This window comes from Pontibacter burrus (assembly GCF_010686685.1).
GTDB lineage: Bacteria > Bacteroidota > Bacteroidia > Cytophagales > Hymenobacteraceae > Pontibacter > Pontibacter burrus.
On the sequence record NZ_JAAGWD010000004.1, the window covers coordinates 218,042 to 243,466 of the forward strand.

Sequence of the window (25,425 nt, forward strand, 5' to 3'; positions counted from 1 at the left end):
CTCTTATGTTCTTGCTATAATTGTGGAATATAATTTTATAGTTGCTGATTTAACACCCCTGTGAGCTACGCTCGCAAGTTTCGAACTCCCGTTCTCACTTGTCCTCAAGGGGACAGTTTCTGCCTTTGCTATAGTTGATGGTTATAGTTTGAGCTGTGTTTCTATAGTTGGCAATTAACCCACCCCTTCCCCTCCCAAGAGGGGAATTCCGGCTATAGCTATTGGTGCTTATGGTTCTATAGTTGCAGATCATGAACAGGCAGGCGCAGCCTGCCCCATAGAACTACAACCACGGAAAGGCCAAGAACTACAGCTTATCAAAGCTATAAGAACATTAGCTATCGAGCGATTTCAGTCTTTGGGTTGAGCGCCTTGTAGATTTCTGGTGCCGTCAGGCATGGCGACGCAGGAGCAAAAGAAATGTACACCGCGCGATGCCCGAAGACGAGGCCCCGTGGCCGTGAGCGCACCAAAGCAAGAGTTGAAACTGTAGGCTCTTAGAGCTCCCAGGATTTGAGGTAACTATAGCACGAACTGCTAAGTGTCGAGTAGTAACTATCGTTAGCTATAGAACACATAAGATGTCTCGGCTGACGCTCGACATGACAAAAGAGAAGCTATAGGTAATAAAAACAGCCGCTGCTATAGTTTGGCAGCGGCTATTTAAATACTAGGAGATAATCTTATTTAATCAGAGAAATCCCTTTAATCACTGGTCATTATTGATGCTGGTTAATCAGATTTAACAAAAACGCATATTGTAAGGCAGTCTCTCTGTAACGCTGGAAACGACCGGATGCACCGCCGTGACCTGCTTCCATGTTAGTATGCAACAACAGCATGTTGTCATCCGTCTTCATGTCGCGGAGTTTGGCAACCCATTTAGCTGGCTCCCAATATTGCACCTGCGAGTCGTGAAGGCCGGTAGTAACCAGCATATTCGGGTATGCTTTGGCCTGAATGTTATCGTATGGCGAGTAAGACAGCATATAATCATAGTACTGCTTTTCAGCCGGGTTACCCCACTCGTCAAACTCTCCGGTTGTTAGCGGAATACTGGTATCGAGCATGGTTGTAACCACATCCACAAAAGGAACACCTGCAATTACGCCTTTGTACAGCTCCGGACGCATGTTTATCACAGCACCCATCAAAAGGCCGCCCGCGCTGCCTCCCATAGCGAACAGCTTATCAGGGTTGGTGTATTTCTGCTCGATCAGGAATTCGGATGCATCTATAAAGTCGGTAAAGGTATTTTTCTTTTTCAGCATTTTACCGTCTTCGTACCACTGGCGGCCCATTTCCTGACCACCACGTATGTGCGCAATGGCATATACAAAGCCACGGTCCAGCAGGCTGAGGCGTACAGAGCTGAAGCTCGGGTTCATGCTGATGCCATACGAACCATAAGCGTAAAGCAGTGTAGGGTTGTTGCCATGGCGTTCCAAACCTTTGCGGTATACCAGCGAGATCGGGATTTTGGTGCCATCATCAGCTGTAGCGTAAATGCGACGTGCTTCGTAGCGAGTCGGGTCAAAACCACCAACCACTTCCTGGCGCTTCAGCAGTTCCTTCTCTTTGGTCTGCATGTTAAAGTCGTAGGTAGAGTTTGGTGTAGTAAGCGAACTATACTCGTAGCGTAGTTCTTTGCTGTCAAAGTCAGGGTTATTGCCTATGCTGGCCGCGTAGGTCTCTTCACCGAAATCAATATAGTAATCTGTTTTAGGATCATTCCATTTCGTAACCCGTATTTGAGTAAGGCCGTTTTTGCGCTCCTGTAGTGCCAGGTAGTCTTTAAAGATTTCAATGCCTTCCAGCAACACATCCGGGCGGTGTGGAATCACATCTTTCCAGTTTGCTTTGCCCGGGTTGGTAACAGGGGCCTGCATCAGCTTAAAGTTGGTAGCACCATCCTTGTTTGTAACAATGTAAAACTTGTCGCCAAAATGATCGATGCTGTACTCCAGGCCACGCTCGCGAGGCTGGATCACCTTAAATGCGCCATTTGGATTACTGGCATCCAGGTAGCGGTATTCGTTTGCCACTGTACTGCCGCTGCCTATAATAATATATTTATCGGACTTGGTTTTGTATACAAACGTGCTGAAGGTCTCGTCGGCTTCGTGGTACACTTCTTTGTCCTGTGAGGAAGGTGTGCCCAGCGTGTGCTTAAAGATCTTAAAAGAGCGGAGGGCAGGGTCTTTCATGGTATAGTATACCGTTTTGTTGTCGTTGGCCCAAACGGCACCGCCTGTAGTGTTCGGAATATGGTCCGGCAGTAATTTGCCTGTTTTCAGGTCCTTAAAACGGATCGTGTATTTACGGCGACTCACCGTATCTTCCGCAAAGGCAAGCAGCTGGTTATTAGGACTCACGTTCATGCCGGCAGCAGCATAATAGTTTAGTCCCTGGGCACGTTCATTCGCATCTACCATTACTTCTTCCGGTGCCTGCAGAGTGCCCTTCTTGCGAGCATAGATCGGGTATTCCATGCCAGCTTCAAAGCGCGTATAGTACCAGTAACCATTATCTTTAAACGGAACCGATTCGTCGTTTTGCTTGATGCGGCCTACAATCTCGTTGTAGAGTTTTTCCTGCAACTCCTCGGTGTGTGCCAGCATCTGCTTGGTATAGGCATTTTCAGCATTCAGATAATTGATCACTTCCGGATCTTCGCGCTGGTTTAGCCAGTAGTAGTTATCGGTGCGGGTATGGCCGTGCGTGGTAAGCTCTTTAGGTACTTTTTTAGCAACTGGCGGCAGCGGAGTAGCAACAGTGGACGGAGCAGTGATGATTTGCTCGGTGGTATCGGTGTTCGTAGTGGTAGCATTAGGGGTGTTGCCCGATGAGCAACCCGTACCTATTACTGCCAGCGAAGCCGATAGCAGCGTGCCTACACAGGCAGCCGCAGGTTTCAGGTTTTTCATAGTTTACGATCTGTTTATGGTTAACTGCCGCAGCTTGTGCAGCGCAATATTAAATGTACGCAGAATCGCAAATAAATAAAATAGCAAAAGCTGTATGCTTGCATACTACTTTTGGTTAACTTGTGTCTGTAAACTAACTATAAATCTATACTTATGGCTACACAACAGGAATTTGAAAGTGCAGTAGAGCGCTCTAAAACCTTAACCGAACGCCCATCAAATGACGTGCTCCTGAAGCTGTACTCACTTTTTAAACAGGCAACTGAAGGGGATGTAAATACTGAGCGCCCAGGCGGTTTCGATTTTAAGAATATAGCTAAGTGGGATGCATGGAAAAAGCTGGAGGGCAAGAGCCAGGAGGAAGCCCGCGCAGAGTATGTACAGCTTGTAAACGGACTGGCAGGCAACTAAGCAGTTTAATTTTTACCGAACTATGGAAGCCGTAACCTCAGGGTTACGGCTTTTTTGTTGCCGATACTTTCTGTTTCAATTCCTGATTGCACTTTTTATACGCCTCAACTACTGTGTATGCTTAACTCATTAAGTTTAGGATATATATATAATCATATAAATAAGTTTATTATAGTGTATTATTATTAGGATAATTATACTTTAAGCAGTACTTATCGTATAATCACTATGCTGGCATAAGGCATGCGCTGCATCTCCCTCTCCCTATTGCCTTAAAACTTTCACTATTAATTTATTTATTATGAAAAAACATTACCCATTAAAGCTTCTGGCTTTACTGTTTTGGTTTATGTCCGTAACTGTTTATGGGCAAACAACTGTAAGCGGTAAGGTAACGGATGCCGGCTCCGGTATGGCTTTGCCTGGTGTAGCCGTTGTAGTAGTTGGTACCACTACCGGTACCAGCACCGATGTAGAAGGTAACTATTCTATTACACTCCCCACAGCTCAGGGTAGGCTGACTTTTTCCTTCCTTGGCTACGAATCCAGAACCATATCTGTAACACCAGCTGTAACTACCCTCGACGTACAGCTAACAGAAAAAACAACCAGCCTGAGCGAAGTAGTAGTAACCGGTCTGGCTACAACGGTAAAACGTACCAACGCTGCCAACGCGGTATCAACTTTAAACACGCGCGAACTAACCGGAACTACTTCGCCGCAAACAATGGATGCTGCTATAAGTGGAAAACTGGTTGGGGCTAACGTAGTAGCCAACTCAGGTGCGCCGGGTGGTGGTATCGCCATGAGGTTGCGCGGTGTAACGTCGGTTTTTGGTAATGCGCAACCCCTGTATGTGATAGATGGGATTATAGTTGATAACTCTTCTATTTCAGGTGGATTGAACGTGGTAACCGCTGCAGCCAACCAGGGAAATGCTTCTAACCAGGATAATGCCTCTAACCGCATTGCCGATATAAACCCCGACGACATTGAAACTATAGAAGTGCTGAAAGGTGCTTCGGCAGCTGCCATTTACGGTTCGCTGGCCGCAGCTGGTGTGGTAATTATCACTACTAAACGCGGTGCTTCTGGTAAAACGCTGGTGGATATTTCGCAGGATGTTGGCTTCACTGAAGCGGCACATTTACTAGGTGTGCGCACATTTACGGAAGAACGTGTAAGATCAACCTATAAAGACCGGCCTGACCTTGTTGAACAGTTTATTGCTGCCCGTGATGCTGGCCGCCTGATAGATTACGAAAAGGAACTGTATGGCAATAAGGGCATGCTCTATAACACCCGCCTGAATGTTAGCGGCGGCAGCGAGCGAACACAGTTTTATGTAGGTGGCCTGATACAGGACGAAGAAGGTATAGTGAAGCGTACCGGTTATGAGAAAAAATCCCTCCGCTTTAATCTCGACCACGAAATATCTGAACGTTTTAATTTTAGCCTGAGCACAAACTATGTTAACTCCATAGCGAGACGGGGGCTTACCAACAACGATAACGCTGGTGTTTCCTTTGGGGTAGCACTATCGAGCACGCCAAGCTTTGCAGATCTGTTTCGGGATGAGAGCGGCCTGTATCCGGACAACCCATTTGCAGCCTCCAATTTCCTGCAGACGCGCGACCTGATGACAAACGAGGAAAACGTAGACCGTTTTTTGGGCGGTTTAACTTTAAATACCAATCTGTATAATACCGATAGAAGCAGCACAAAACTGGTAATCAGGGCAGGGCTCGACTTCTATAACCTGAAAACTGTTGCTATCTTTCCGAGAATACTGCAGTTTGAGCGCAATGGTAACCAGGGTACCTCTATACAGGGTAACAACTATAACCTTAACACAAACTTTGCTGCATTTCTGGTAAACAACCTGAGCTTTAACGATGATAATCTGAATTTTACAACTACCATTGGCGCGACCCGCGAGAACTTTAATCAGGACCAGGTGCTAACTATAGCTACCCAGCTGATCGGCTCCCAAACCAACCTCGACCAGTCAAGTGCCGTCACTGTAGACCAGACCCAGCTGCCTGTGCGCAATAAAGGTTTGTTCTTCCAGGAGGAGGTAAACTTCAGAGACCGCATTATTGCCACTGCCGGCCTGCGCCTCGATAAATCTTCCAATAACGCCGATGTAAACGAATTTGTAGCCTTCCCTAAATTCTCGCTGGCTGTAAACCTGGCTAACTTCGACTTCTGGACCAAGGAAAGCGTGAACATGCTAAAACTGCGTGCAGCTTATGGCGAAGCAGGTGGTTTCCCTCCATTCGGAGCCAAGTATACCTCGTTTTCGCCGTTTAACATAGGGGGCAGCCCGGGCATTATAGTTCCGATCCAGCGCGGCAACGCTGACATAAAACAGGAGCGTCAGAAAGAGTTTGAAACCGGTCTGGATATAGGCATACTGGAAGATAAGGTGATTCTGGAAGCAACCTACTATGTAAAAACAGTGTCGGATCTTATTCTTGTGCAGAACGTTCCGGGTTCTTCCGGTTTTTCAACCAGAGTGGTAAACGGTGGTGAGCTCCGCAACCGTGGGGTAGAACTCGCCTTAAGCGCCACACCATTCGACCTGCCAGGTTTTAAGTGGAATTCCAGAACAAGCTACTGGGTAAACAACTCCGAGATTACTGAACTGGATGTGCCACCTTTCCCGCTGGGTGGTTTCGGTAACACGCTCGGTACCTTTTTTATAGAGAAAGGAAAATCAGCTACCCAGATTAAAGGTATAAAAGGAGATGAAGGGGTTGTGGTTCTGGGCGATGCTGCACCAGATTTCCAGATGAACTTCCAAAACTTCTTTACCATTAAGGATAACCTGACACTCTCGTTCCTGCTGCACTGGAAGCAAGGCGGCGATAACATAAACCTGACCCAATTGCTGACAGACCTCGGAGGTACCTCTTTTGATTATGACGATGACGATGACGGAGACGGCGTGTCGAATGCGGCAGAACGAACCGGAGCACTGGGCGTTAGTGCTGAACCATTTGTGCAGGAAGCATCATACCTGCGCCTGCGCGAGCTTGGGCTATACTACACCTTCCCAACCGCTTTGCTGGAAGGCGCATTTAAAGGAGTTGTACGCCAGATCAGGATTGGTGCATCGGCAACTAACCTGTTTACTATCACAGAATATGATGGCTACGACCCGGAGGTATCGAACTTTGGTGGCAACGGGTTGTCCACTGGTGTAGATGTAACACCATTCCCGTCCTCTAAACGATACTTCCTGCACTTTACAATCGGCTTCTAATTCTAAATCTGATTTTTATGAAAAGTTACATATATAAGATAAAGTATCAGGCAGTGCTGGTTTTGCTGGCAACCGGGCTTGTACTGCAGGGCTGCGAAGTAGATAATATTCCGGACCCGAATAACCCAACTGTAGAGTCGGTGCTGAACAACGCTACCGTAGACGACCTGAATAACCTGGTAGTGGGCACAGAAGCTGGAATGCGCAACTTTCTGGGAACATATTATGATAATATGGGCGTGATCGGGCGTGAGCATTACCGTTTTTCCAGTGCTGACCCACGGTTCACTGCCGATCTGTTAGGTAAAGGTAGTTCTGTATTGGATAACAACACATTTTACACCACTAACCCCTGGGCCGGCCGCTACCGTGTTGTTAAAAATACCAACATCCTGATCGCTTCGGTATTTAACACCACACTGATTACAGAAGAGCAACGGCAGGGGTACCTTGGATTTGCCAAAACTATAAAAGCGCACCAATTACTCCTGAACCTGACCATGATGTGGGAGCCTGGCATACGACTGGATGTGGATGACCCAGATAACCTGGGTCCTTTTGTAGAGAGAGGGGCTGCGCTGGATTCTATTGCGCTGTTGCTGAATGAAGGTGCGGCACACCTTGCAGCTGCCGGCGCAACGTTCCCTTTTACATTGTCTCAAGGCTTCGCCGGGTTTAATAATCCGGCAGGTTTTCTGCAGTTTAACCGTGCGCTTGCGGCCCGTGTGGCTGTATACCGCGAAGAATTTGGCGAAGCACTAACCTTTCTGCAAGGCTCTTTCCTGGAATTAAATACCAACTTTAACAAAGGTGTTTATTACGTATTCAGTGCCTCTTCCGGAGACGTGCTTAATCCGGTGTTTGTAGCGCCTAACTCCTCTGGTGAGATACGCATCGCCCATCCAAGTTTTATTGCGGATATTGCCCCTAATGATGACAGAAGATCGAAAGTGCTGGAACGGGACGAAGCGGCATCTCTGGATGGTTTGACCGGCAGGTACGATGTGGCTTTATATAAGACCAACACCGACCCTATCCCGATCATCCGGAATGAGGAGTTGATTCTGATTTACGCAGAGGCTAACATCCGGACTGGCAATACGCTGGAAGCTGTAAGAGCACTGAACATTATCAGGCAAGGACATGGCCTCGGACCGTATGCAGGTTCATTATCCGAAGCTGCTCTGATTGATGAAATGTTGGAGCAGCGCAGGTTTTCACTCTATTTTGAAGGGCACCGTTGGGTAGATATGCGCCGATACAACAAATTAAGCGAATTGCCTATAGACCGCGCAGGAGATGATGTCTGGACAACTTTTCCGAAACCATTTATAGAGGAAGCATTTTAACGTAGCTATAGTTGAAATAAAAAAGGAGCCGTTAAGGCTCCTTTTTTATTTTATTTTATTTTCCAGGTGTGACCGCAGTTGTAGCATCTGTACTTGTGGCTGAGAAAGGGCAACGGAAACCCAAATAGCAGGTAGCTCAGCGAGAATACCGTTTTGTTGTATTTCTCTTCGGCAATATGGTCTGAGCCACAAACAGGACAGGTGGAAGCAACTACATGCTCCTGCATAGGAGGGGCCAGTTCTATGTTATCATCCAGCAGGAATTCACTTTTCCCGGTTTGGATGCGCTCCAGCACCACGCGTGCTTCTTCTGCATCACGCTCAGTTACTTTTAGCTTTACGCCTCCGACTGCTACCGAATAAAAAGGCTGTGCTCCAACAATATGTTCATCGCTCAGGAAACACAAAATGCCTTCTGCTTCCAGGCGGCCTTTCATAATGTGCGCCTCGGTAGGTTCGTTAAAGCTGGCTATAGTTACTAAGCGTTCTGCCATTGTAGTTAAGGTAAGTTAGGTTACTGCTTTTTCTCTGGCAGATCAAAAGCGGTGGCATCGTGCTCAAAGTGACCTTTGTGGGAGCCGTCGCAAAAGGGTTTGTTTTTGGAAAGGCCGCAGCGGCAGATCGATACCAGGGTGCGTCCACCCAGTCCGTAAATGTTGCCTTCCTTATCGGTTATTTCAAAATCGCCTTCAATGCGCAGCGAACCGTTGCTGTTTACTGTAATTTTAGTTTTAGACATTGTTTGTACTATAGGTGTATCAACAAATATAGTGATTTAACTCGGTTTTGAGCCCTGTAGCCCCTTATAAAACAACAGCGGCTGCAAGTTTTATACTTACAGCCGCTGTTGTTTAAACTAATGTAAGGCTATACTTAGTTGCCGTACAGGTACGTAAATGTTTCAGACTTACCTGAAGGCGATGTTACAGTCTGGCTTGTTGGGTAGCCGCGCTCATCATACTTGTAAGTGTAGCTGTAACGGTATGTCTTTTCGCTGCTGTGTACCAGCGTAGAAGCTGCTGTAATGTTGTTCGGGCTGGCTTCAGCACCTGGCTCAGCATGATTAAAGAATGGGTTGTTGCTGGAATCGTAAGAATACGTAGTTGTAGAGAACAATTTACCTGTGCCCTTACCATCTACCACATATTGTTTTTCCTGGCCAATGTTGCCATTCGGAAGTGCCTCATATGTTGTATATGACTTAGGCTTAGCAGCTTCTTTGTCAGATCCTTCCAATACTGATTTTTTCTCCAACTGCTTCTGAGCGTTGTACTCATAGGTAGTTATGGCATTGTATTCCAGCTTGCTGCCGTTGTAGTAGGCAGTTTTAGTTTCAGAAAGCAAACCTTTGTCGTTATAGGCGTGCTCCTGATCCGTTAGCAGCGCGTGGTTAGCGCCAGCATGAGTACTTGATTTAATAACTCTACCTTTGCTGTCGTAGATAAACTTTTCGAAAGACTCCAGTTCACCTGTTTCTTTATTGTAATGGTTAACCTGGCTTAATTGCTTACCTGTGTAGTTGTAAGATGTAACTTCTGATGAGTCAGCCATTACGTGAGAGATTGCACCCTGCTCCATAGTTGGCTGAAGTGCGATTTTTTCCTTTTCGTCACAAGACGCGAACGCCAGCACGCCAGCAAGCAGCATGGCAGGCATAAATCTGTTTTTCAATTTCATTTGGCTAAAAGTTGAAAACGTAAAAACTAAAAAATAACCAGTTCTGTATGCTGGTGTTGGTTTGAAAACGACAAACTTAGAAGAATAATTGCACTTGTATAGAAAAAATAATAAAAATCAGCTTGCGGAACGGTGTTTTGTTATGGTATATAAATGTGTAATGTTCTGATTTATAGCGTTTATAGTTCTATTTATGCAAAGAATGAAAAGTTGCAAAGTTTTTTATAATGCAATTAATATATGATTTTACCTATTTGTTTGGTTTGGGTTATATTAATTCAGGCTTGCACTTTGGGCAATGCTTAAAAGCTCGTCGCCGGAGTTTATATCGTGTCGAAGCTGCTCTTTAAAGCTTACCGTTATACGAATGGCCCGTAAGCCCTGCACGCCCTGCAAGTCATCCACTTCCAGCATCTCCACCTCTTTTTCAATATATCCTTCGGACTGCAGGAACTCAATGTACCGCATGTATTCGGCCGCTTCTTTTTGTTGGGTGTAAACTATAGCAATTTTGCCTGGCTGGGTCAGGCGTTCTGTTTCATCATGTACAGTTGCCTTATCCAGTCTTTTCTTGATGATCTCATACCGGATGTTGCTGGCGCCTTCCACATCAAATTTGCGCTCGTCCAGCCTGAACCGGATCGAGATAGGGTCGCTGTGAACCAGAATAAGCTGAGCAATCTCGAGTGGCAACTTTAAGGTGGCGCGCAGGTTCTGGATGCGTCGCGCAATTTCGCAGGTCAGCATGAGTTGCCACAGGCGCATGTTCTTTAAATAAATACGTTCAAAGTGGCCGTTGCTCAGCAGCGATGCACCTATGTATATGTTGTATTCCAGCCCGTCGGTTTTATACTTCTCAAAATAATGCGGAAATATTTGCTGCGCCTTTTCTTCTTCGCGGTCCAGAAAGGTAGAGATGGTCTCGTTTATCATAAACAGGCTCTCTTCGTATGCACGGCGCTTGTTATAAACTACCCGGTGAGGGTTCGTAATCGCATCTTTGTACCGCTTAATCGCGCCCTCAGTCTGCGGATTATTTTGCAGAAAATGATCGAACAGACTTTCAACCTCCAGGCGAAGGAAGTCCAGCACCTGCGCTTCATCGTCGGATGCCAGTTCTGCTACAATGTTCTGAGAAAACTTATCGATCTTAAAAATAAGCTCATCCAGAATAGGCAAAGACAGGTTATCTTTTGCAGCAAGTATTACCTCTTTTGCCAGTACCAGTTGTTCCAGAAGGTCGCCTTGTATGGCCTTGTTTCGTTCTATGGCAGAGTTGCGCACATCCGACACCCCATAAAGCGGAAATACATCCCGGAAAACTATAGGTTCTACTTCAGCACTGGCATTCCGCTCCTGTCGTTCCAGAAAGTTCATGGCGGCCTGTGTAAAACGCCATTCTACAACAGGGTGTATGGCCGTGTATTTTTCCTTAATAATGTTCTGGATGCTGCTGCGGAGCTCTTCCAGTCCACGGTGCATGGCCAGCGCAAACAACGGCAACACTTCCTTAAGCCGGATCATAGAGAGGGCGTTCAGTTCCCCTGGTATAGGAGATGCCAGCTCAAATAACCCGATCTGCTGGCCCTCATACTGTAGCGGAGCGATGATCAGGTTCTGGATGCCTTTATCAAGTAAAGCCTGCTCAACTTTAGTAGGGCTAGTAAAGAGTTTCAGGTCTTCAACTATAATCGTGTAGCCGTGCTTTATAACCGGTTCGTAAATCGAACCTTTTATATCTTTCATGCTGAACTCAGCATCCTGATTCAGGACCAGTCCATACCAGATCTTGCGGGAGTAGCTGGTGTCAAATTCATGGACACCGGGGCAAGAGGCCAGACCAAAACGGATGCCCGGAAGTTCGAACAAGACACGTAATTTTTGTTGCAGGGTTTTAAAGCTTTCTTCGGCAGTAACGGCATGTTGCTCCAACAGGTCGTTGCGCAACGACGACATGGTTTCTTCTATCGTCACTTCCGTAAAATCGTAGATCACGAAGCCCGAGAATTCGAAATTATCCGGTGGTAGCTTTTGCATCCACAGGTCCAGGTTGTTGTAGCGGTTTATCAGGAAGTTTATCTCCTGCGGTTTAAGTTGCTTCAGCTCTCCCTTCACCTTCACATCCATAAACTTTAGATCGGTGCTGAGTTTGTAGTGACGTTCCAGCTGGGTAAATTTATCTTTTCTGGTAAAAATAAGGGGCTGATCTACCCTGAAGTTTGCTTTATAGTACTTCTCAAGAATGATGGTATATGCCTGTAAAGTTAAGCGGAAGAGCAGCGTTTTAGGGTTCAGGTTTAGCTTTTCTGGGTAATTGCCGCCGCCAAGCAGCTGCAGCTCCTCCATGCGGGGAGTGGCATAAAAACTATCGAAATGGAAAGGCAGTACCGCTGCCCGCAGGTCGTTCTCCCACAGCGCACTCGGAAAAATGTCCTCCATCAGGATATCGATGGTGCTGATATGGTCGTCTATCAGGCTGTTATCCTCAACAGGCTGGAGCAGGGCAGGGTTGTTACGCAACAGGCCAGCCAGTTCCTGCACACGCGCAATGTTACAGCTGGGGTCGGTGTTTGCTTTGTTTTCCCAGTACTCGATGAGTGGGTGCAGACTAAGGGTTGTTCTGAACGGAAATTTGTCCGTGCTCAGAATAATATCATCTTTGTTGGTAATGGATACAACGGTTTCATGAAAGCTACTCCTTGGGTTGCTCATAGGGCGATAGTTGTTTTTAATGGCCTGACAGCCATATTGGCAGGTTTTTACAGGTCTGGGTAAGTTTGTTTTACTTCATTTAACGTATTTGCCGATTAAAGGATAGTACAATTTGTGTTAAGGAATGTTTACGCTGCCCGAAAGGCAATATTCAACCGAATTCATATTTTTAGCGGCTGTTATATAGGTTTGGCATAATATTTAATAGTAGACCGGTGTTATTACATTGGTTACATTTGGTGATATGAGAACTATAAAAAGATACTTCCTTACATTTCTACTTACCGGGATTATAGTTGGAGCGCAGGCACAAAGCAGCTCACAGTTAGAACGCGACTTGGCAGACCTGAGAACCTGGATGCGTAAAAAAACGTCGCAGGCAGACAGCGTTACCCGCGCAGAATGGCCGCATGTAAAGCAGGAGTTTAAAAGACTGAGTTCAGGACTTGACCGGAATACGGATAAACTATCAAAGGAGTCGAAGCAGGAGTATGCGGAAATTAAGAGCCAGTACAATACATGGGAAGAGCGCAACGAAGCTGAAACCGTGAATCTGGATGGCCGTGAGTTGGAGCGGTGGGAGCGAACCCTGACCGGCACCACGCAGATTGCACAGATAAAACCTGCAAACATGCGTAACGCTTACATCCGGATGATAGACTACACCCGTGCACACCGCCGTAACTGGACACTCCGCGACTGGGAATATGCCGAGTTCGTATTTGGAGAGCTGAACAGCCGGAAAGCCGAAGTGCTGGATGAATTAAATAACGGGGATAAAATTAAGATTGCTGCACTGCAGGTAGAGATGGCTACGCTCAAGAAAAGCCGGGATGCCTCTGAAAAGTATAAAGAAAGACGCGAGCAACGATAAGCAACTATAACTGACAAAGTTAAAAGCGCCCGGCAACTATAGCATTGCCGGGCGCTTTGTTTTAAATAGCGTTCTGCCCCTTAGTGCCGCCAGACTGGTCTGTTTCTTTGTTGCGGCCCTGGTTCGAACTTTTGTCTTTGTTCTTGTCTTTCAGATGCCTGTTCTCGTCCTGTTTTATGGCATTGGTTGGGGAAGTGCTGCTCTGCTTGTGGTGGCTTTGGTTGTGTCCCTTCGTCATAGCTTTCTGTATTTTAGTGATACTTGCTTGTACGCCTGCTTGCAGGCGGGGTTAAATAAAAGGCTGAATGGGGCTATAGTTGGCTGTGGGATTTGTACTATAAATCTGCTATATTTTACAAGTGGTATCTAAGCAAAATACCTTACTTTTGTAGTCAGCTTTTACCAAATTATTAGTTTTATATGCACATTGCGATCGTTGGCAACATTGGCGCCGGCAAAACTACACTGGCCACAAAACTATCCCAGCATTTTAAGTGGGACCTGTACCTGGAAGCCGTAGAGAACAATCCTTACCTGAAGGATTTTTATGAAGACATGGAGCGTTGGGCTTTTCATTTGCAGGTGTTTTTCCTGAACAGCCGCTTTGGGCAGGTGCAGCAGATACAGGCAACCGATCGCAGCGTAATACAGGACCGTACCATTTACGAAGATGCCCACATCTTTGCTAAAAACCTGCACGACTCGGGCCTGATGACTACCCGCGATTATGAAAATTACTTTTCTCTTTTCCAGTCGATGATCAGTATGGTGAAAGCGCCTGACCTGATGATTTACCTGAAAGCGGACCTGCCGAAACTGATCGGGCAGATAGAGAAGCGTAACCGTGATTACGAAAACAACATCAGCATAAATTACCTGCGCAACCTGAACGAGCATTACAACACCTGGATGGCGAATTATGACCTGGGTAAGTTGCTGGTAATAGATGTTAACAACCTGGACTTTGTAGCAAACCCTGAAGACCTGGGCGAGATTATAGAAAAGATACAAGTAGAATTATTTGGCCTGTTTTAACTATAGTTTTATTAAACTATAAAACCGCTGCTTTCTGATAAGGAAGGCAGCGGTTTTCTTTTTTAAGGGCCGCTGTAACAGTAAGTTATAACTGGAAATAGATGTTAGCATAATGATTTATTTATGTAAATAAATAAATATTTTATTGAAACTATTTTATAGCTTTGTGGTATTGGTTAGTTGTAATATTCCATTATAAAGAATAAGCAAAAACATGCTGCACACTTTCAAAAAACTAAGTATCGGCCTAGGTGCCATGCTACTTATGGTTTCATGTTCAAAAGACATGGAAGACGTTACTCCATCGGCTGCGTTAAATGCATCTGCAACCAACGCTGCAAAAGCTGCTCTTACAACTAACCCATTAACGTTTTCGAGCATTGGCTCTGCTGATGGCAAAACCTGGAGCTTTACACTTCAGAAAGCTGTTGATGGTAACTTGGGCAACGTGGGTGCTTTATTGCTTACATTAACAGATTGCGACGATACGCAGATTGCGCTTTCCGCTGCCAATGTGGTTTCTGCAACAGTTACCGGCGCCACTACACAAGCTCTTGTGCCATCTTATAAAGAAGGAAACGGCAGCGCCTGCGATATGTCTGCAGTAACAGGTTACTTGCGCCTGTCTGATTTCACCGAAAAACTGACCGACGGAAAAGTTTATACGGTAACCGTAACGCTAAATCAGGCTGTAAGAGTGAAATCTGCAACCGTTTGGGCCAGAGTCAGCAATACCTGTTCCAGCACAACTATAGCCGGACCGGCCTGCGAAGTAGAAGACCTTTGTGGCGAAGGGCAGGGTTATTTCCATAAGTCTGCAAATTGGCAGGGCAACACAGTAACTATAGGTGGCCACACCTACACCGCCGAAGAAGCTGTAACGCTTATTACCAGCGATAAAAAAGAAGGTGGTTCAAACAACAAAGGAGGTATAGCCGACTCTAAAGCTGCCTTTGCGCAGGGTGTTACTGTACTAATGAACAGAAAATTTGGCTGGATATCAGGCAACGCATATGCTGCTGAACTGGCGGCTATAGAAGCATACCTTAGTACGTTGGATAAGCTCACTACCTACGACCTGAGCGATCTGCCTACCGGCAACGATGCCGCAAAAACAGCTGCCGGTTATATAGGCGATTCGATAAAATGCGGAGATGCTGAGTAAGCACACATAAACTTTAAACTGAAAGAGATGGAACAAGTATGTTTCATCTCTTTTTTGTTGAACTATAGTTGAGTTATACCATTTTAACTATAGCACTTAATTTAGTACCTTCAGGATCAGAACAAATAAACTATGATGAAACCACACCACCTGATACTGGCCACCGCTTTGGCTACAGCAACGATAGGCTGCACCAGCCAATCCACCGACGAAACTACAACCACTACCGAAACAGCACAAACAACAAATCCGCTTCAGCAGAAACTGGATATGTATACCACTGTACGTTTGACCTCCGACCTAAGCCAGCTGACTGAAAAAGAGCGGCAGATGATACCGTTGCTGATTGAGGCAGGCAAAATTATGGACAAACTGTTCTGGTACGAAGCTTACGGTAAAGGCGATTCGCTGCTGACTGCGCTTGATAACGATGCTGCCAAACAGTTTGTGCAGATCAACTATGGCCCCTGGGATCGCTTAAATAACAACGAACCGTTTATTGAGGGTGCTGGCCCGAAACCAGCAGGCGCTAACTTTTACCCGGCCGATATGACCAAGGAAGAGTTTGAAAAAGCGAACCTGAAAGACAAAGCCAGCCTGTATACGTTTGTGCGCCGCGATGCCAATGGTAACCTAATTACGGTGCCTTACCATGTGCAGTTTAAAGATGATGTGAAACGCGCATCGGACCTGCTGAAGCAAGCCGCTGCCCTGGCCGAAGACGCTGGTCTGAAAAAATACCTGACCCTGCGCGCTGATGCCCTGCTGACCGACAACTACCAGCCAAGCGACTTGGCATGGATGGATATGAAGAACAACACGATAGATGTGGTGATCGGCCCGATTGAAACCTACGAAGATGCCCTGTTTGGTTACAAAGCTGCCCACGAAGCCTACGTTCTGATAAAAGACCAGGACTGGAGCAAGCGCCTGGCCAAGTATGCAGCCTTTTTACCTGAACTCCAGCGCGGTCTGCCGGTAGCGGCCAACTATAAAAAAGAAACCCCGGGCACCGATTCTGACCTGAATGCCTACGATGTGGTATTTTATGGTGGCGACAGCAATGCAGGCAGCAAAACGATAGCCATTAACCTGCCAAACGACGAAGAGGTGCAGCTGAAAAAAGGTACCCGCCGTCTGCAACTCAAAAATGCCATGCGTGCTAAGTTTGATAAAATCATGGTGCCGATTGCAGATGAACTGATTGCCGATGAGCAGCAGAAGCACGTAACTTTTGATGCGTTCTTTGCCAATACTATGTTCCACGAAGTAGCGCACGGGCTCGGCATCAAAAACACGATAAATGGCAAAGGCACTGTACGCGAAGCCCTGAAAGAACATGCATCAGCCCTGGAAGAAGGGAAAGCCGATATTCTTGGTTTATACATGATCACGCAGCTGCACGAGAAAGGTGAGTTGGAAGGTAGCCTGGAAGATTACTATACTACTTTCCTGGCTGGTATTTTCCGTTCGGTGCGTTTTGGTGCTGCCAGTGCGCATGGTAAGGCCAACATGGTTCGCTTCAATTTCTTTAAAGAGCATGGCGCTTTTGAGCGCGACGAGCAAAGTGGCAAGTACAGAGTAAACTATGCCAAAATGCGCGAAGCCATGAACAAACTATCTGAAAAGATACTGACGCTGCAAGGCAACGGCGATTATGCTGGTGTAGGCAAACTGCTAAACGAACAAGGCCTGGTAGATGCCAACCTGCAAGCCGACCTGGATCGCCTGAGCAAAGCAAGCATACCAGTAGATGTAGTGTTTGAGCAGGGCGTAGATGTACTTGGTCTTAAATAAAAAGCAATAACTGATGGATATTCTGAACTGGAGACAAAAAGACACCTGGGGGCGCGAGATTTCATTAAGTGCGGCTGGGTTACCGGCAGGAGAGCTTACTTTCCAAGGATGGTCTTCGCATGATGCGGTTTATACTTCGGGCGCTGCCACCACACAGTTTAAAAAATGTGGCTGGTTTGAGCAGGAGGTAGAAATACTGCAGCAAGGTGAGCGGGTTGGGGTGGCTACCAGTTCTCTGTTAGGCAAAACACAGGTTTCGTTTACCAATGGCGAAACCTATAGTTTAACCAGCGAATATTTCTCCAACAACCGCTCTGTTCAGGACCAGGCTGGCAACCGGGTTATTGATTTCAAGCAAGGTGCTTTCAATTTCAGTAAAGGAGAGATTATGGTAGCTGATAGTTTGCCGGAACAACTGAAAGACGTACTGGTTGTTACAAGCCTGTATCTTAAATTGGTGACAGACAGTTCTATTGCGCTCATAGTCATTATGTTCCTCTTCTTTTATGTCGTAAACCTGAACTAAACTATAGCTATTATATTAACATATTAAAACCCGGCCGTTCTTGGCCGGGTTTTTTATTTTGGGTAGGATTAATGAATTCAAGAGTACTTATAAGCAAGTTATGATAAACTTATTTTGTATGATTTTAGAACTATACTCAGGATGGATTGCAATTGGTGGCTAATTGGTAGCTATATAGAGAACAAAACTCTTTTTAAAGGAGTATTAATTCTTTCAACAAATTAAAAATCAACATTTTAAATCTTTAGCACCAAATGAAAAGCTTTTATGATTTTAACCTTGAGAGTCCGCAGGAGCGATTGGAGCGAAACAAGCTTTACCCTGAACTTGCCAGTTTTCACATTGCCCTTCGGGAGGAATTAAGCGAAGAAGAGTACCAGCAATTTTACAAAGCGGAGAAAGAGATTTCTCAGAAACGAATGCCACTTAACCAAACCACACAACAACAATGGATAACAGCTTAACAGGTTCGATCAGCACCTATTAAAAAGGGAAGTTAAAAAATTAACTTCCCTTTTTTGTGGCTATTGGTCTTTAATTTCGGTTTCGGGTTGGTATTCCAGTATATCGCCGGGCTGACAGTTTAAAACCTCGCAAATGGCTTCAAGGGTAGAGAACCGAATTGCTTTGGCTTTGCCGGTTTTAAGGATAGATAAGTTCGCCAGCGTAAGTCCCACGCGCTCCGACAGTTCATTCAGCGACATTTTCCGGCGGGCCATCATCACATCCAGGTTTACAACTATTGGCATTATATGGTAAGCTGCTCAGCTTCGTATAGTTTATTTCCTTCTTTAAGTATCTCGGACATTATAAAAGCTCCCAGGGCAAAAGCAAGTGGTGTCGCTCCTAAAGAGAAGCTCATGCGCGTATGGGTACCCACTTCAAACCATTTAATGCAGCCAAGGAAAGCCATGGCTACGCAATAGATTCCAATTTTCCGGAAAGCCTGGCTGTTAGCACCTCTAAAAGTTTCAAGCACCTTTACAGACCGGATAATCCTGGTAACCTGGTTCAGGATCAGGATTAAGATAATAAAATGCCCTACTGTCTGGAAAAAATGAAAGTAAAAAGAAGCGTTGCTAATTTGAGAGAGCACTGCTCCGGTATCTGCTATTGAGATGCTAGCTTCCGGGCTGGCAGGGTTATCATTGTGCTTAAATACATACCTAACCTCGTTCGAGCTATCTATAGTTATAACCACGTCGTTGTAAGTTTCCGGAGATACATGCCAGTGAATCAGTACCACGGTCATTACCGCAATCAGAAGTACAAAAAAGGCTTTAGTAATATTGCCTGTAATCAAAGCAATTGCGAGTAGTCTGTTCTTTTCCATAGCTATTATATAGGTTCAACCAAATATAACAGGTATATTTATAAAAACAATAAAAAATTATCGAATTTCGATAAACAACTATTGAGCAAACTATATTTGCTGCAGCACCAACTCAGCGCCTTCTTCACCAACTAGCGAGCCGATAGCAATGCCCATTCCGCTTAACCTTACCGAGCAACTGATCCTTTTTGAAATTGGCTGAACTATAGTTGTTTTGGCTGGCCCCATGCCCATAATGCCGCTCCAGCGTTGTTCTACCTCGTAAGCAGTATCCGGAATAATAACCTGTTGCAGTAGTTCGTCTAACCTGTTTTGTATCAGGTCGGTTAAGGCGAATTCGGTAGTCTCTTCGGTTTTAGAATCGAGGTTGCGGGCGCCGCCGAACAGTACGCGGTTGCCGATGTTCCGGAAATAATAATAGCCCTTATCGAAATGGAAGGTGCCTTTTAATTTGAGGCCAACTATAGGTTTGGTAATGAGCACCTGGGCGCGTGCCGGGACGACAGGCAGGTCTGGCAAAAGCTGTCTTGCAAAACCATTGGTGGCAACTAAAGCAGCGCGGGCCTTCAAGTTTACGCCTTTATCAGTGGCAGCAACTATAGTTTGGCCATCGTCGTGAAGCTGCAGTACTTCCAGGTTGTTGAGGATAATCACACCCAGCAACTGTACTTTTTGCGTCAGTGCCAAGATCATTTTGCCAGTATCTATCTGCCCTTCGGCAGTGCTTTCTATCAGGTGGCTGATGCCTCCAAACCCAAACGTGTTGATCTTTTCATCGGCAGTTCTATAGATGTTGGGTTCGCCAACTATAGTTTGCAGGTGCTGGTTCAGGTAGGGAAGTTGGGCGATGCTTTGCTCGTATAGTTCCTGCTGCGCGGGCTCAAACAGCTCGTACCCACCCCAGCGGTTATAGTCTATCGTTATATCGCCCAGGTTTTTTCGCAGGCGTTGCAGGCCTTTCCAGCGGCGTTCCACCAGGCTGAATACTTCGTCTTCGGTGTGGTGGGCCAGGTCTTCCAGCAATTCGGTGGGGCTGCCAAAGCAGGCGAAACCGGCATTTTTTGAGCTGGCACCTGTGGGTAACAAACCGCGTTCCACCACCATTACCTTTAACTTAGGCTGCGTAGTTTTCAGATGCAAAGCAGCATTCAGGCCAACTATACCGCTGCCCACAACCAGCACATCTATGTTACTAAAATAGGTATCCTGCTCCCAGAAACTGAACTGCATTGGCTTAGTCTTCGCGGTAGTAAGGGTGGCTATAGTTACGGGCTTCGCTTTCTTCAATCAGCTCATAGCTGGTAAGCATGATTTCGCGCTCGCCGTTGTTCATGCCTTTTACAAACTGGCCATCAGGCGTTTCGTAAATGGCGTAGTTGTGCTGCCCGAATGGGTAAAGGTTATTGCTTTTAATGATGGTTGCCTGCGTTAGCTCTACTTCCTGGCCGTCTGCGGTTCTGGCGATATATCTGCTTTTGTCCATTGCTGTTCTAAAATTTTGCTCAAGATAGCACTAATTTCATCTGCGCGGTGCATCACCATTAAATGTTCTCCTTTCGGAATAATGATCATATCCGGGCGTGGGCAACAGGGCAGCACGATGTCTGAAGTACCGTGGATCTGTATCAGTCCCGGAATCGGTTGCTCCTGTTTCCAGTCCAGTAAACGGCTCAACGACCAACGCAAAAATTTCTCATCGATTTCTAAAATTACCTGTTTCAGTAGTTTACGTTCCGGCCTGGTATGTGCCCCAAAAAAGAGCGGCGCCAGCGGGTGCACGGATTTCATTAAGCCAAAGGGCAGCCACTTTTGCAACCTGGTTTTGCCGAGCAACCGGTAGTACCAGGGCAAGTCGTGGTGGGTAGCAAGGCTGGAGATGATGATCGTAGCCTGAGGTTTCAGGATCTTGTTCAGTTCTATAGCTACCACTCCGCCAAACGACAACCCTACCAGTATCGGAGCTGCCTCAGTTATCTGTTCTTTCAGGCGGTGCACATAGGCTTGCAGCGGCTCATCTACAGACAGGGGTTCTATCCAGTTTATTTGCTGTTGTGGCAGGTGTTCCGGCAATTTCAGGAACTGAAACATGCGCCAGTCGGCACCCAGCCCACTGATAAAATATATTTTGCTCATCTATAAACTATAACCCCGCCAGCTATAACTTGTTCCAAAACTATAGTTGGCAGGGCTTTAAATTTTAGATGGTAAGCGCAAGATCGGAGTTCAGGAACTGTAAGACATCCTGTACAGTTTCTTCGGGTAGCTCTTCCATGGGTATGTGTCCGGCACCCGGGTATAGTTTAAGCTGTGCGCCTTTAATGGTTTTCTGGAAATGTGTGGCATCAGTGGCCGGTACCCAGGCATCAGCTTCGCCCCAAAGGATAAAAGTTGGCGCCTGTACCTGTGCCAGTTTATGTAGGTTGTCAGTATCTATAGTATTCATGCGGGCGATGAACGCTTCGCGGTTACCTTCGCGAAGCAACATAGCATGGCTCAAATCTATAGTTTGGTCACTGAGCTTGTTATCGTCGCCGTATACTTCTTTCAGGCTCTTTTCCACTATAAACCGGGGCGTAATGTACTTCAGCGAATGTTTCAGAAGCGGTGTCTGCGCCATCAGGAATGGCATGGAAATGCTTTTGTCGTTGGCATTGGTGACACCGGTAGGCGATATCAGGATTAGCTTCTGCACACGCTCCGGATGATCAGCTGCAAAATCGAACGCAATCTGGCCGCCTAAAGAACTGCCGGCTATATGTGCCTTTTCAATATTCAAGCTATCCATGAAGTGCAGAAGCAAATTGGCATAGTAGTCTATACTATAGGTATCAGTCTGGTTGCGGCCTGTTAGCCCGAAGCCGGGCAGGTCGAGACGCAGCACGCGGTAATTTTTGCTGAGTTCTGCGGTCCAGCCATCCCAGGTGTTGAGCGAAGCAGCTGTGCCGTGCAGCAGAATAATAGGCGTTCCCTGACCTTCGTCGCGGTAGTGTAGGTTAGCACCATCTATAGTCAGGTAGCGGGAAGCAGGCGAACTGTACTTGGCCTGCAGCTCTTCGGCGGGAATGTCGGAGCGGATAAGAAAGGCGGTGCCAACTATAAGCAAACCTACAGCCGCAGCCACTACGTGCGTGGTCTTTAATTTCATAGTTTAGGTTAGAATTTTGAATAACTGAATACTGAATGAGTGAATAATTTACTCTAATTTATTCAATATCAAGCATAAGTATTTCAACTTTCTAACTTCCACACTTCTCAACTTTCTAACTCTAAAACTCCCAAACGCTTAAACTCCTAAACTAACTATACTCTTGGTGTCCGGCGGGCTTCGGTGGTGTGCAGCGAGTCTTTTTTCCAGATGGCCGACCAGCCACCGCCGTATGTGCCTTCTATTTTGCCTTCTACAAAGCTCAGCCCAACTATAGCTGCTCCAATAACCATGTCGTTTATAATGACAGACGTTTGATCATAACCTAATACCCACGGGGCAAGCAATAACCATAAACCCAGCGGTATATTGTAAAGGCGTACCACACGCGTAGCTTCCCACCAGGCTATCACGGCAAGCGAGGCGACAACAGGGCCAACAATATGCGCGTTGTTCGAGATGGTTTTATCTTCTATGCCCAGTATAGCCGGTGAGGCCGTCAGCCAGATACCCAGCAGTGCATTTATTACCTGTGCCCACATATTAAATTACTTTACCTTGTACTTCTTTATAACCCCAGAAAACTTTCCACAACGATACATTGGCGTCTTTTGCCCGTTTCATGTACTGCAAACTGGCCAGCATCTCATCCATGGCCGGACCGATCATGATTACCGAAATGGCGGCAGTTACCAGGCACAGCGTGCACCAGGCATCATATAAAACCGGCTGTAATATTACAAGCAACACACTGATCATCCCCAAGGGGCCAACAAACACGCCAAACAAGACCACGATCCAGGGCATGGTGCGCCAGCGGCGTGTGCTACCAATTATACCGGCCACTGCATCCATAAAATAACCAAAGGCACCTAATATGGCATCTGGTACCGGAAGTAGCTGTGAAGTAGGCGAGGTGAGAATCTTCTGACTTCCGTTGCCAAAAAAGGGCTCCCAAACCGTAGAAATCACTTTTAACTGAAACAGGCCCAGGTACATGGCAATGGTAAAACCAACTATAGCCATGGCTACAATCGGGAGGCGCTGCGTCAAGGTGGCAGGGTTGTAGCTCCAGCCGGGTGGAATAGCATCATCGGTGGTGTTGCTCATGGTTTTAATTTTATGATGTATTTCCTACGCGAGCAACAAGGCAGTGTTCCGGTTTATAGTTGCAAAGGCTTAAAACAAAAGAGCCTGCTCTTGTACAGAACAGGCTCTTGCTTATCTATTTACCGAAGTCTTATGCTTCAGGGTTTTCAGCGATAAAGCGTTTTTTAAAGAAATAATAAACCGGGATACCTAATGCAACTATAATAAGGCCAGGCCAGGTGTACATTGGTTTATAAATAAGCAGAATAACGCAGATTGTCGATGCAAAAAGGATGTATATGGCAGGCAACACCGGATAACCGTAGGCTTTGTAAGGGCGCGCCAGGTCCGGACGTTTAACGCGAAGTACAAATATCCCGATAATCGTCAGGATGTAAAACAGCATAACGGCAAAGATCACATAGTCGAGCAGCTGGTTGTAGGAACCTGAAAGGCAAAGTAGACAAGCCCATATACACTGGAACCAAAGCGCTGCTGCCGGTACGCCATTTTTGTTCAGACGCCCCATATTTTTGAAGAATAAGCCGTCTTTTGCAATAGCGTAGTAAACTCTTGCACCGGAAAGAATGGCGCCGTTGCTACAGCCAAAAGTAGAAACCATAATAAGGAAGGCAATGGCTATAGTCGCTTTATAACCACCAATAATCTCAGCTACTGCAGTACCAACACGGTCGTTATTGGCAAAGGTAATTCCCTGGCCCATAATGTCGGTGGCGTCTGCGCTTCCGTGCATTGGCAGCACCAGCAGGTAAACCAAGTTAATGAGCAGGTAAATACCGGTTACAAGCGCCGAACCGATCACCATACTTAAAACAATTGTGCGTTTCGGGTTTACGATCTCATCGCCTGAGAAGCCAATATTGTTCCAGGCATCAGAAGAGAAAAGTGCACCAACCATAGCCATGCCAATGGCAGTAATAAGCGCTATGCCCACCGGTGGTATAAGGGAAGTGCCGTCTGTAGCTGTTTGCGTTCCCCAGAAATCTGAGAAGTTAGCCTGAATAGCCGTTTCATTTACGCCGAAAAGTAAACCCAACAAGATAAGGCCGAACAGCGCGATCAGTTTGGTGCTGCTGAAAATGTTCTGGATAAACTTGCCGTTTTTAACGCCCCTAGTGTTGTTGTAGGTAAGCGCCACAATACTAACTATAGCCAACAGCTGCACCGTACTAAAGTTGAAGCTGCCAATGCTAAACAGCACGTTGTTATCAGAAAACCAAGGGAAGAGCACGCCTGTAAACTTGGCAAATGCCACACATACTGCAGCAATTATACCGGTTTGTATCACCAGGAATAAGGTCCAGCCATAAAGGAAGGCCACCAGCTTGTTATATGCCTCTTTCAGGTATACGTACTGTCCGCCTACTTTCGGGAACATAGACGAAAGCTCGCCATAGCTTATGGCGCCAACTATAGTTAAGAAACCCGAAACCACCCATACGAGCAGCATGTTAGCGGGCGAAACCACAGTTCTTGAAATATCAGCGGTTACGATAAAGATACCGGAACCTATCATACCACCCGTTACGATCATGATCGCATCGAATAAAGTGATTTCGCGCTTGAAACCAGTGCCTTTCTGCTCTGCTTCCATGGTCTGTTGTGTTTGTTGCTGCTCCATATATTTTTTTGGTGCCTACAAATATAACAGAATATGTATAGGTTGAGCATTTACCCGACATAATTGCAGAAACCGAATGCAAAGCGTATGCTTTTCTACACTTTCAGGTAGGATCATAAGGCTATTTTTGATGATTTTTTTTATCTGCTTAAAACGGCTGTTCACGGATAAATATAGGTTGTTGGTATAGTTTAGTAGTAAAGTATGCAACAGTAGCTTGCATTACATAGTACTATATAATATCTTTGACACATTAATTAACACTTAAATACTTAAAACTATGAAAATCCTAGTCCTTTTATCCGCTTCTTTATTTGGTTTTGGTTTTATCATCCAGGATGCTTTGGAACAAACCGCACCGGCTACACCTGCCAAAATAGTGTATGTCGAATCTGAAGAACCAGTTGCTACTTTTCACCTGGATACAATTGAAGTAGTTTATGAAGCACCAGTTCCGCTTGCCGGACTATAGGCA

At 46.0% G+C, this 25,425-nt stretch carries 25 protein-coding genes; 10 read left to right on the forward strand and 15 right to left on the reverse strand.

What is annotated here, in order from left to right; genetic code table 11:
* Positions 1 to 719 precede the first annotated feature (719 nt).
* Positions 720 to 2,927 (reverse strand): S9 family peptidase, encoded by a 2,208-nt coding sequence (locus tag GXP69_RS10480; protein WP_163915016.1) that lies wholly within the window; start codon positions 2,925 to 2,927, stop codon positions 720 to 722.
* 153 nt (positions 2,928 to 3,080) lie between these two features.
* On the opposite strand from GXP69_RS10480, the gene GXP69_RS10485 reads away from it, so the two are divergent.
* The 3 genes from GXP69_RS10485 to GXP69_RS10495 all read left to right on the forward strand — a co-directional run bounded on the left by GXP69_RS10485 (position 3,081) and on the right by GXP69_RS10495 (position 7,955).
* Positions 3,081 to 3,338 (forward strand): acyl-CoA-binding protein, encoded by a 258-nt coding sequence (locus GXP69_RS10485; protein ID WP_163915017.1) that lies wholly within the window; start codon positions 3,081 to 3,083, stop codon positions 3,336 to 3,338.
* Positions 3,339 to 3,639: 301 nt separating this feature from the next.
* Complete coding sequence (locus GXP69_RS10490) at positions 3,640 to 6,606, forward strand: SusC/RagA family TonB-linked outer membrane protein (protein WP_163915018.1); 2,967 nt, start codon at positions 3,640 to 3,642, stop codon at positions 6,604 to 6,606.
* A 17-nt stretch (positions 6,607 to 6,623) separates the two neighbouring features.
* Entirely contained in the window at positions 6,624 to 7,955 is a 1,332-nt protein-coding gene (locus GXP69_RS10495; RefSeq protein ID WP_163915019.1) for a RagB/SusD family nutrient uptake outer membrane protein, read from the forward strand.
* A 50-nt stretch (positions 7,956 to 8,005) separates the two neighbouring features.
* Here GXP69_RS10495 and GXP69_RS10500 read toward each other — a convergent pair whose 3' ends face one another.
* From GXP69_RS10500 to GXP69_RS10515, 4 genes are all read right to left on the reverse strand, one after another.
* A complete protein-coding gene (locus GXP69_RS10500; RefSeq protein ID WP_163915020.1) occupies positions 8,006 to 8,449 on the reverse strand; it encodes a putative signal transducing protein in 444 nt (147 codons plus the stop codon).
* Positions 8,450 to 8,469: 20 nt separating this feature from the next.
* Positions 8,470 to 8,694 (reverse strand): CDGSH iron-sulfur domain-containing protein, encoded by a 225-nt coding sequence (locus tag GXP69_RS10505; RefSeq protein ID WP_163915021.1) that lies wholly within the window; start codon positions 8,692 to 8,694, stop codon positions 8,470 to 8,472.
* 134 nt (positions 8,695 to 8,828) lie between these two features.
* The gene (locus GXP69_RS10510) at positions 8,829 to 9,632 is read right to left on the reverse strand and encodes a hypothetical protein (protein ID WP_163915022.1); all 804 of its coding nucleotides are present in this window, start codon (positions 9,630 to 9,632) and stop codon (positions 8,829 to 8,831) included.
* A 273-nt stretch (positions 9,633 to 9,905) separates the two neighbouring features.
* A complete protein-coding gene (locus GXP69_RS10515; protein ID WP_163915023.1) occupies positions 9,906 to 12,344 on the reverse strand; it encodes a GAF domain-containing protein in 2,439 nt (812 codons plus the stop codon).
* Between the two features lie 244 nt (positions 12,345 to 12,588).
* Here GXP69_RS10515 and GXP69_RS10520 point away from each other — a divergent pair, with 244 nt between their 5' ends.
* Positions 12,589 to 13,218 (forward strand): hypothetical protein, encoded by a 630-nt coding sequence (locus GXP69_RS10520; protein WP_163915024.1) that lies wholly within the window; start codon positions 12,589 to 12,591, stop codon positions 13,216 to 13,218.
* Positions 13,219 to 13,279: 61 nt separating this feature from the next.
* On the opposite strand, the gene GXP69_RS18955 is transcribed toward GXP69_RS10520, so the two are convergent.
* Entirely contained in the window at positions 13,280 to 13,456 is a 177-nt protein-coding gene (locus GXP69_RS18955; RefSeq protein WP_204281988.1) for a hypothetical protein, read from the reverse strand.
* Positions 13,457 to 13,638: 182 nt separating this feature from the next.
* On the opposite strand from GXP69_RS18955, the gene GXP69_RS10525 reads away from it, so the two are divergent.
* From GXP69_RS10525 to GXP69_RS10545, 5 genes are all read left to right on the forward strand, one after another.
* Positions 13,639 to 14,253, forward strand: coding sequence for a deoxynucleoside kinase (locus GXP69_RS10525; protein WP_163915025.1), 615 nt, complete (start codon positions 13,639 to 13,641; stop codon positions 14,251 to 14,253).
* A gap of 214 nt (positions 14,254 to 14,467) precedes the next feature.
* Positions 14,468 to 15,418 carry a hypothetical protein gene (locus GXP69_RS10530; RefSeq protein ID WP_163915026.1) on the forward strand — a complete coding sequence of 317 codons (951 nt, stop codon included), beginning with the start codon at positions 14,468 to 14,470 and terminating at the stop codon, positions 15,416 to 15,418.
* Between the two features lie 135 nt (positions 15,419 to 15,553).
* Positions 15,554 to 17,215 (forward strand): dipeptidyl-peptidase 3 family protein, encoded by a 1,662-nt coding sequence (locus GXP69_RS10535; protein WP_163915243.1) that lies wholly within the window; start codon positions 15,554 to 15,556, stop codon positions 17,213 to 17,215.
* Positions 17,216 to 17,228: 13 nt separating this feature from the next.
* Positions 17,229 to 17,741 (forward strand): hypothetical protein, encoded by a 513-nt coding sequence (locus GXP69_RS10540; protein WP_163915027.1) that lies wholly within the window; start codon positions 17,229 to 17,231, stop codon positions 17,739 to 17,741.
* Between the two features lie 254 nt (positions 17,742 to 17,995).
* Complete coding sequence (locus tag GXP69_RS10545) at positions 17,996 to 18,205, forward strand: hypothetical protein (protein WP_163915028.1); 210 nt, start codon at positions 17,996 to 17,998, stop codon at positions 18,203 to 18,205.
* A 60-nt stretch (positions 18,206 to 18,265) separates the two neighbouring features.
* On the opposite strand, the gene GXP69_RS10550 is transcribed toward GXP69_RS10545, so the two are convergent.
* The 9 genes from GXP69_RS10550 to GXP69_RS10590 all read right to left on the reverse strand — a co-directional run bounded on the left by GXP69_RS10550 (position 18,266) and on the right by GXP69_RS10590 (position 24,950).
* A complete protein-coding gene (locus GXP69_RS10550; RefSeq protein ID WP_163915029.1) occupies positions 18,266 to 18,490 on the reverse strand; it encodes a helix-turn-helix domain-containing protein in 225 nt (74 codons plus the stop codon).
* The gene (locus tag GXP69_RS10555) at positions 18,490 to 19,074 is read right to left on the reverse strand and encodes a DUF2975 domain-containing protein (protein WP_163915030.1); all 585 of its coding nucleotides are present in this window, start codon (positions 19,072 to 19,074) and stop codon (positions 18,490 to 18,492) included. Before GXP69_RS10555 ends, GXP69_RS10550 begins: the two co-directional genes overlap by 1 nt.
* A 90-nt stretch (positions 19,075 to 19,164) precedes the next feature.
* Positions 19,165 to 20,361 carry an NAD(P)/FAD-dependent oxidoreductase gene (locus GXP69_RS10560; RefSeq protein ID WP_235925664.1) on the reverse strand — a complete coding sequence of 399 codons (1,197 nt, stop codon included), beginning with the start codon at positions 20,359 to 20,361 and terminating at the stop codon, positions 19,165 to 19,167.
* A complete protein-coding gene (locus GXP69_RS10565; RefSeq protein WP_163915031.1) occupies positions 20,309 to 20,557 on the reverse strand; it encodes a hypothetical protein in 249 nt (82 codons plus the stop codon). The genes GXP69_RS10560 and GXP69_RS10565 overlap by 53 nt, the downstream gene beginning before the upstream one ends.
* Positions 20,509 to 21,207 carry an alpha/beta hydrolase gene (locus GXP69_RS10570; protein ID WP_163915032.1) on the reverse strand — a complete coding sequence of 233 codons (699 nt, stop codon included), beginning with the start codon at positions 21,205 to 21,207 and terminating at the stop codon, positions 20,509 to 20,511. Before GXP69_RS10570 ends, GXP69_RS10565 begins: the two co-directional genes overlap by 49 nt.
* Before the next feature lie 64 nt (positions 21,208 to 21,271).
* Positions 21,272 to 22,219: an alpha/beta fold hydrolase gene (locus GXP69_RS10575; RefSeq protein ID WP_163915033.1), complete on the reverse strand. Its 948-nt coding sequence runs from the start codon at positions 22,217 to 22,219 to the stop codon at positions 21,272 to 21,274.
* Positions 22,220 to 22,374: 155 nt separating this feature from the next.
* On the reverse strand, positions 22,375 to 22,761 hold the full coding sequence (locus tag GXP69_RS10580; protein ID WP_163915034.1) for an SPW repeat protein: 387 nt from the start codon (positions 22,759 to 22,761) through the stop codon (positions 22,375 to 22,377).
* A 1-nt stretch (position 22,762) separates the two neighbouring features.
* Positions 22,763 to 23,329 (reverse strand): vitamin K epoxide reductase family protein, encoded by a 567-nt coding sequence (locus tag GXP69_RS10585; RefSeq protein ID WP_163915035.1) that lies wholly within the window; start codon positions 23,327 to 23,329, stop codon positions 22,763 to 22,765.
* Positions 23,330 to 23,459: 130 nt separating this feature from the next.
* Positions 23,460 to 24,950: an APC family permease gene (locus GXP69_RS10590; RefSeq protein ID WP_163915036.1), complete on the reverse strand. Its 1,491-nt coding sequence runs from the start codon at positions 24,948 to 24,950 to the stop codon at positions 23,460 to 23,462.
* Positions 24,951 to 25,230: 280 nt separating this feature from the next.
* Here GXP69_RS10590 and GXP69_RS10595 point away from each other — a divergent pair, with 280 nt between their 5' ends.
* The gene (locus GXP69_RS10595; RefSeq protein ID WP_163915037.1) at positions 25,231 to 25,422 is read left to right on the forward strand and encodes a hypothetical protein; all 192 of its coding nucleotides are present in this window, start codon (positions 25,231 to 25,233) and stop codon (positions 25,420 to 25,422) included.
* The last annotated feature ends 3 nt before the right edge of the window (positions 25,423 to 25,425 follow it).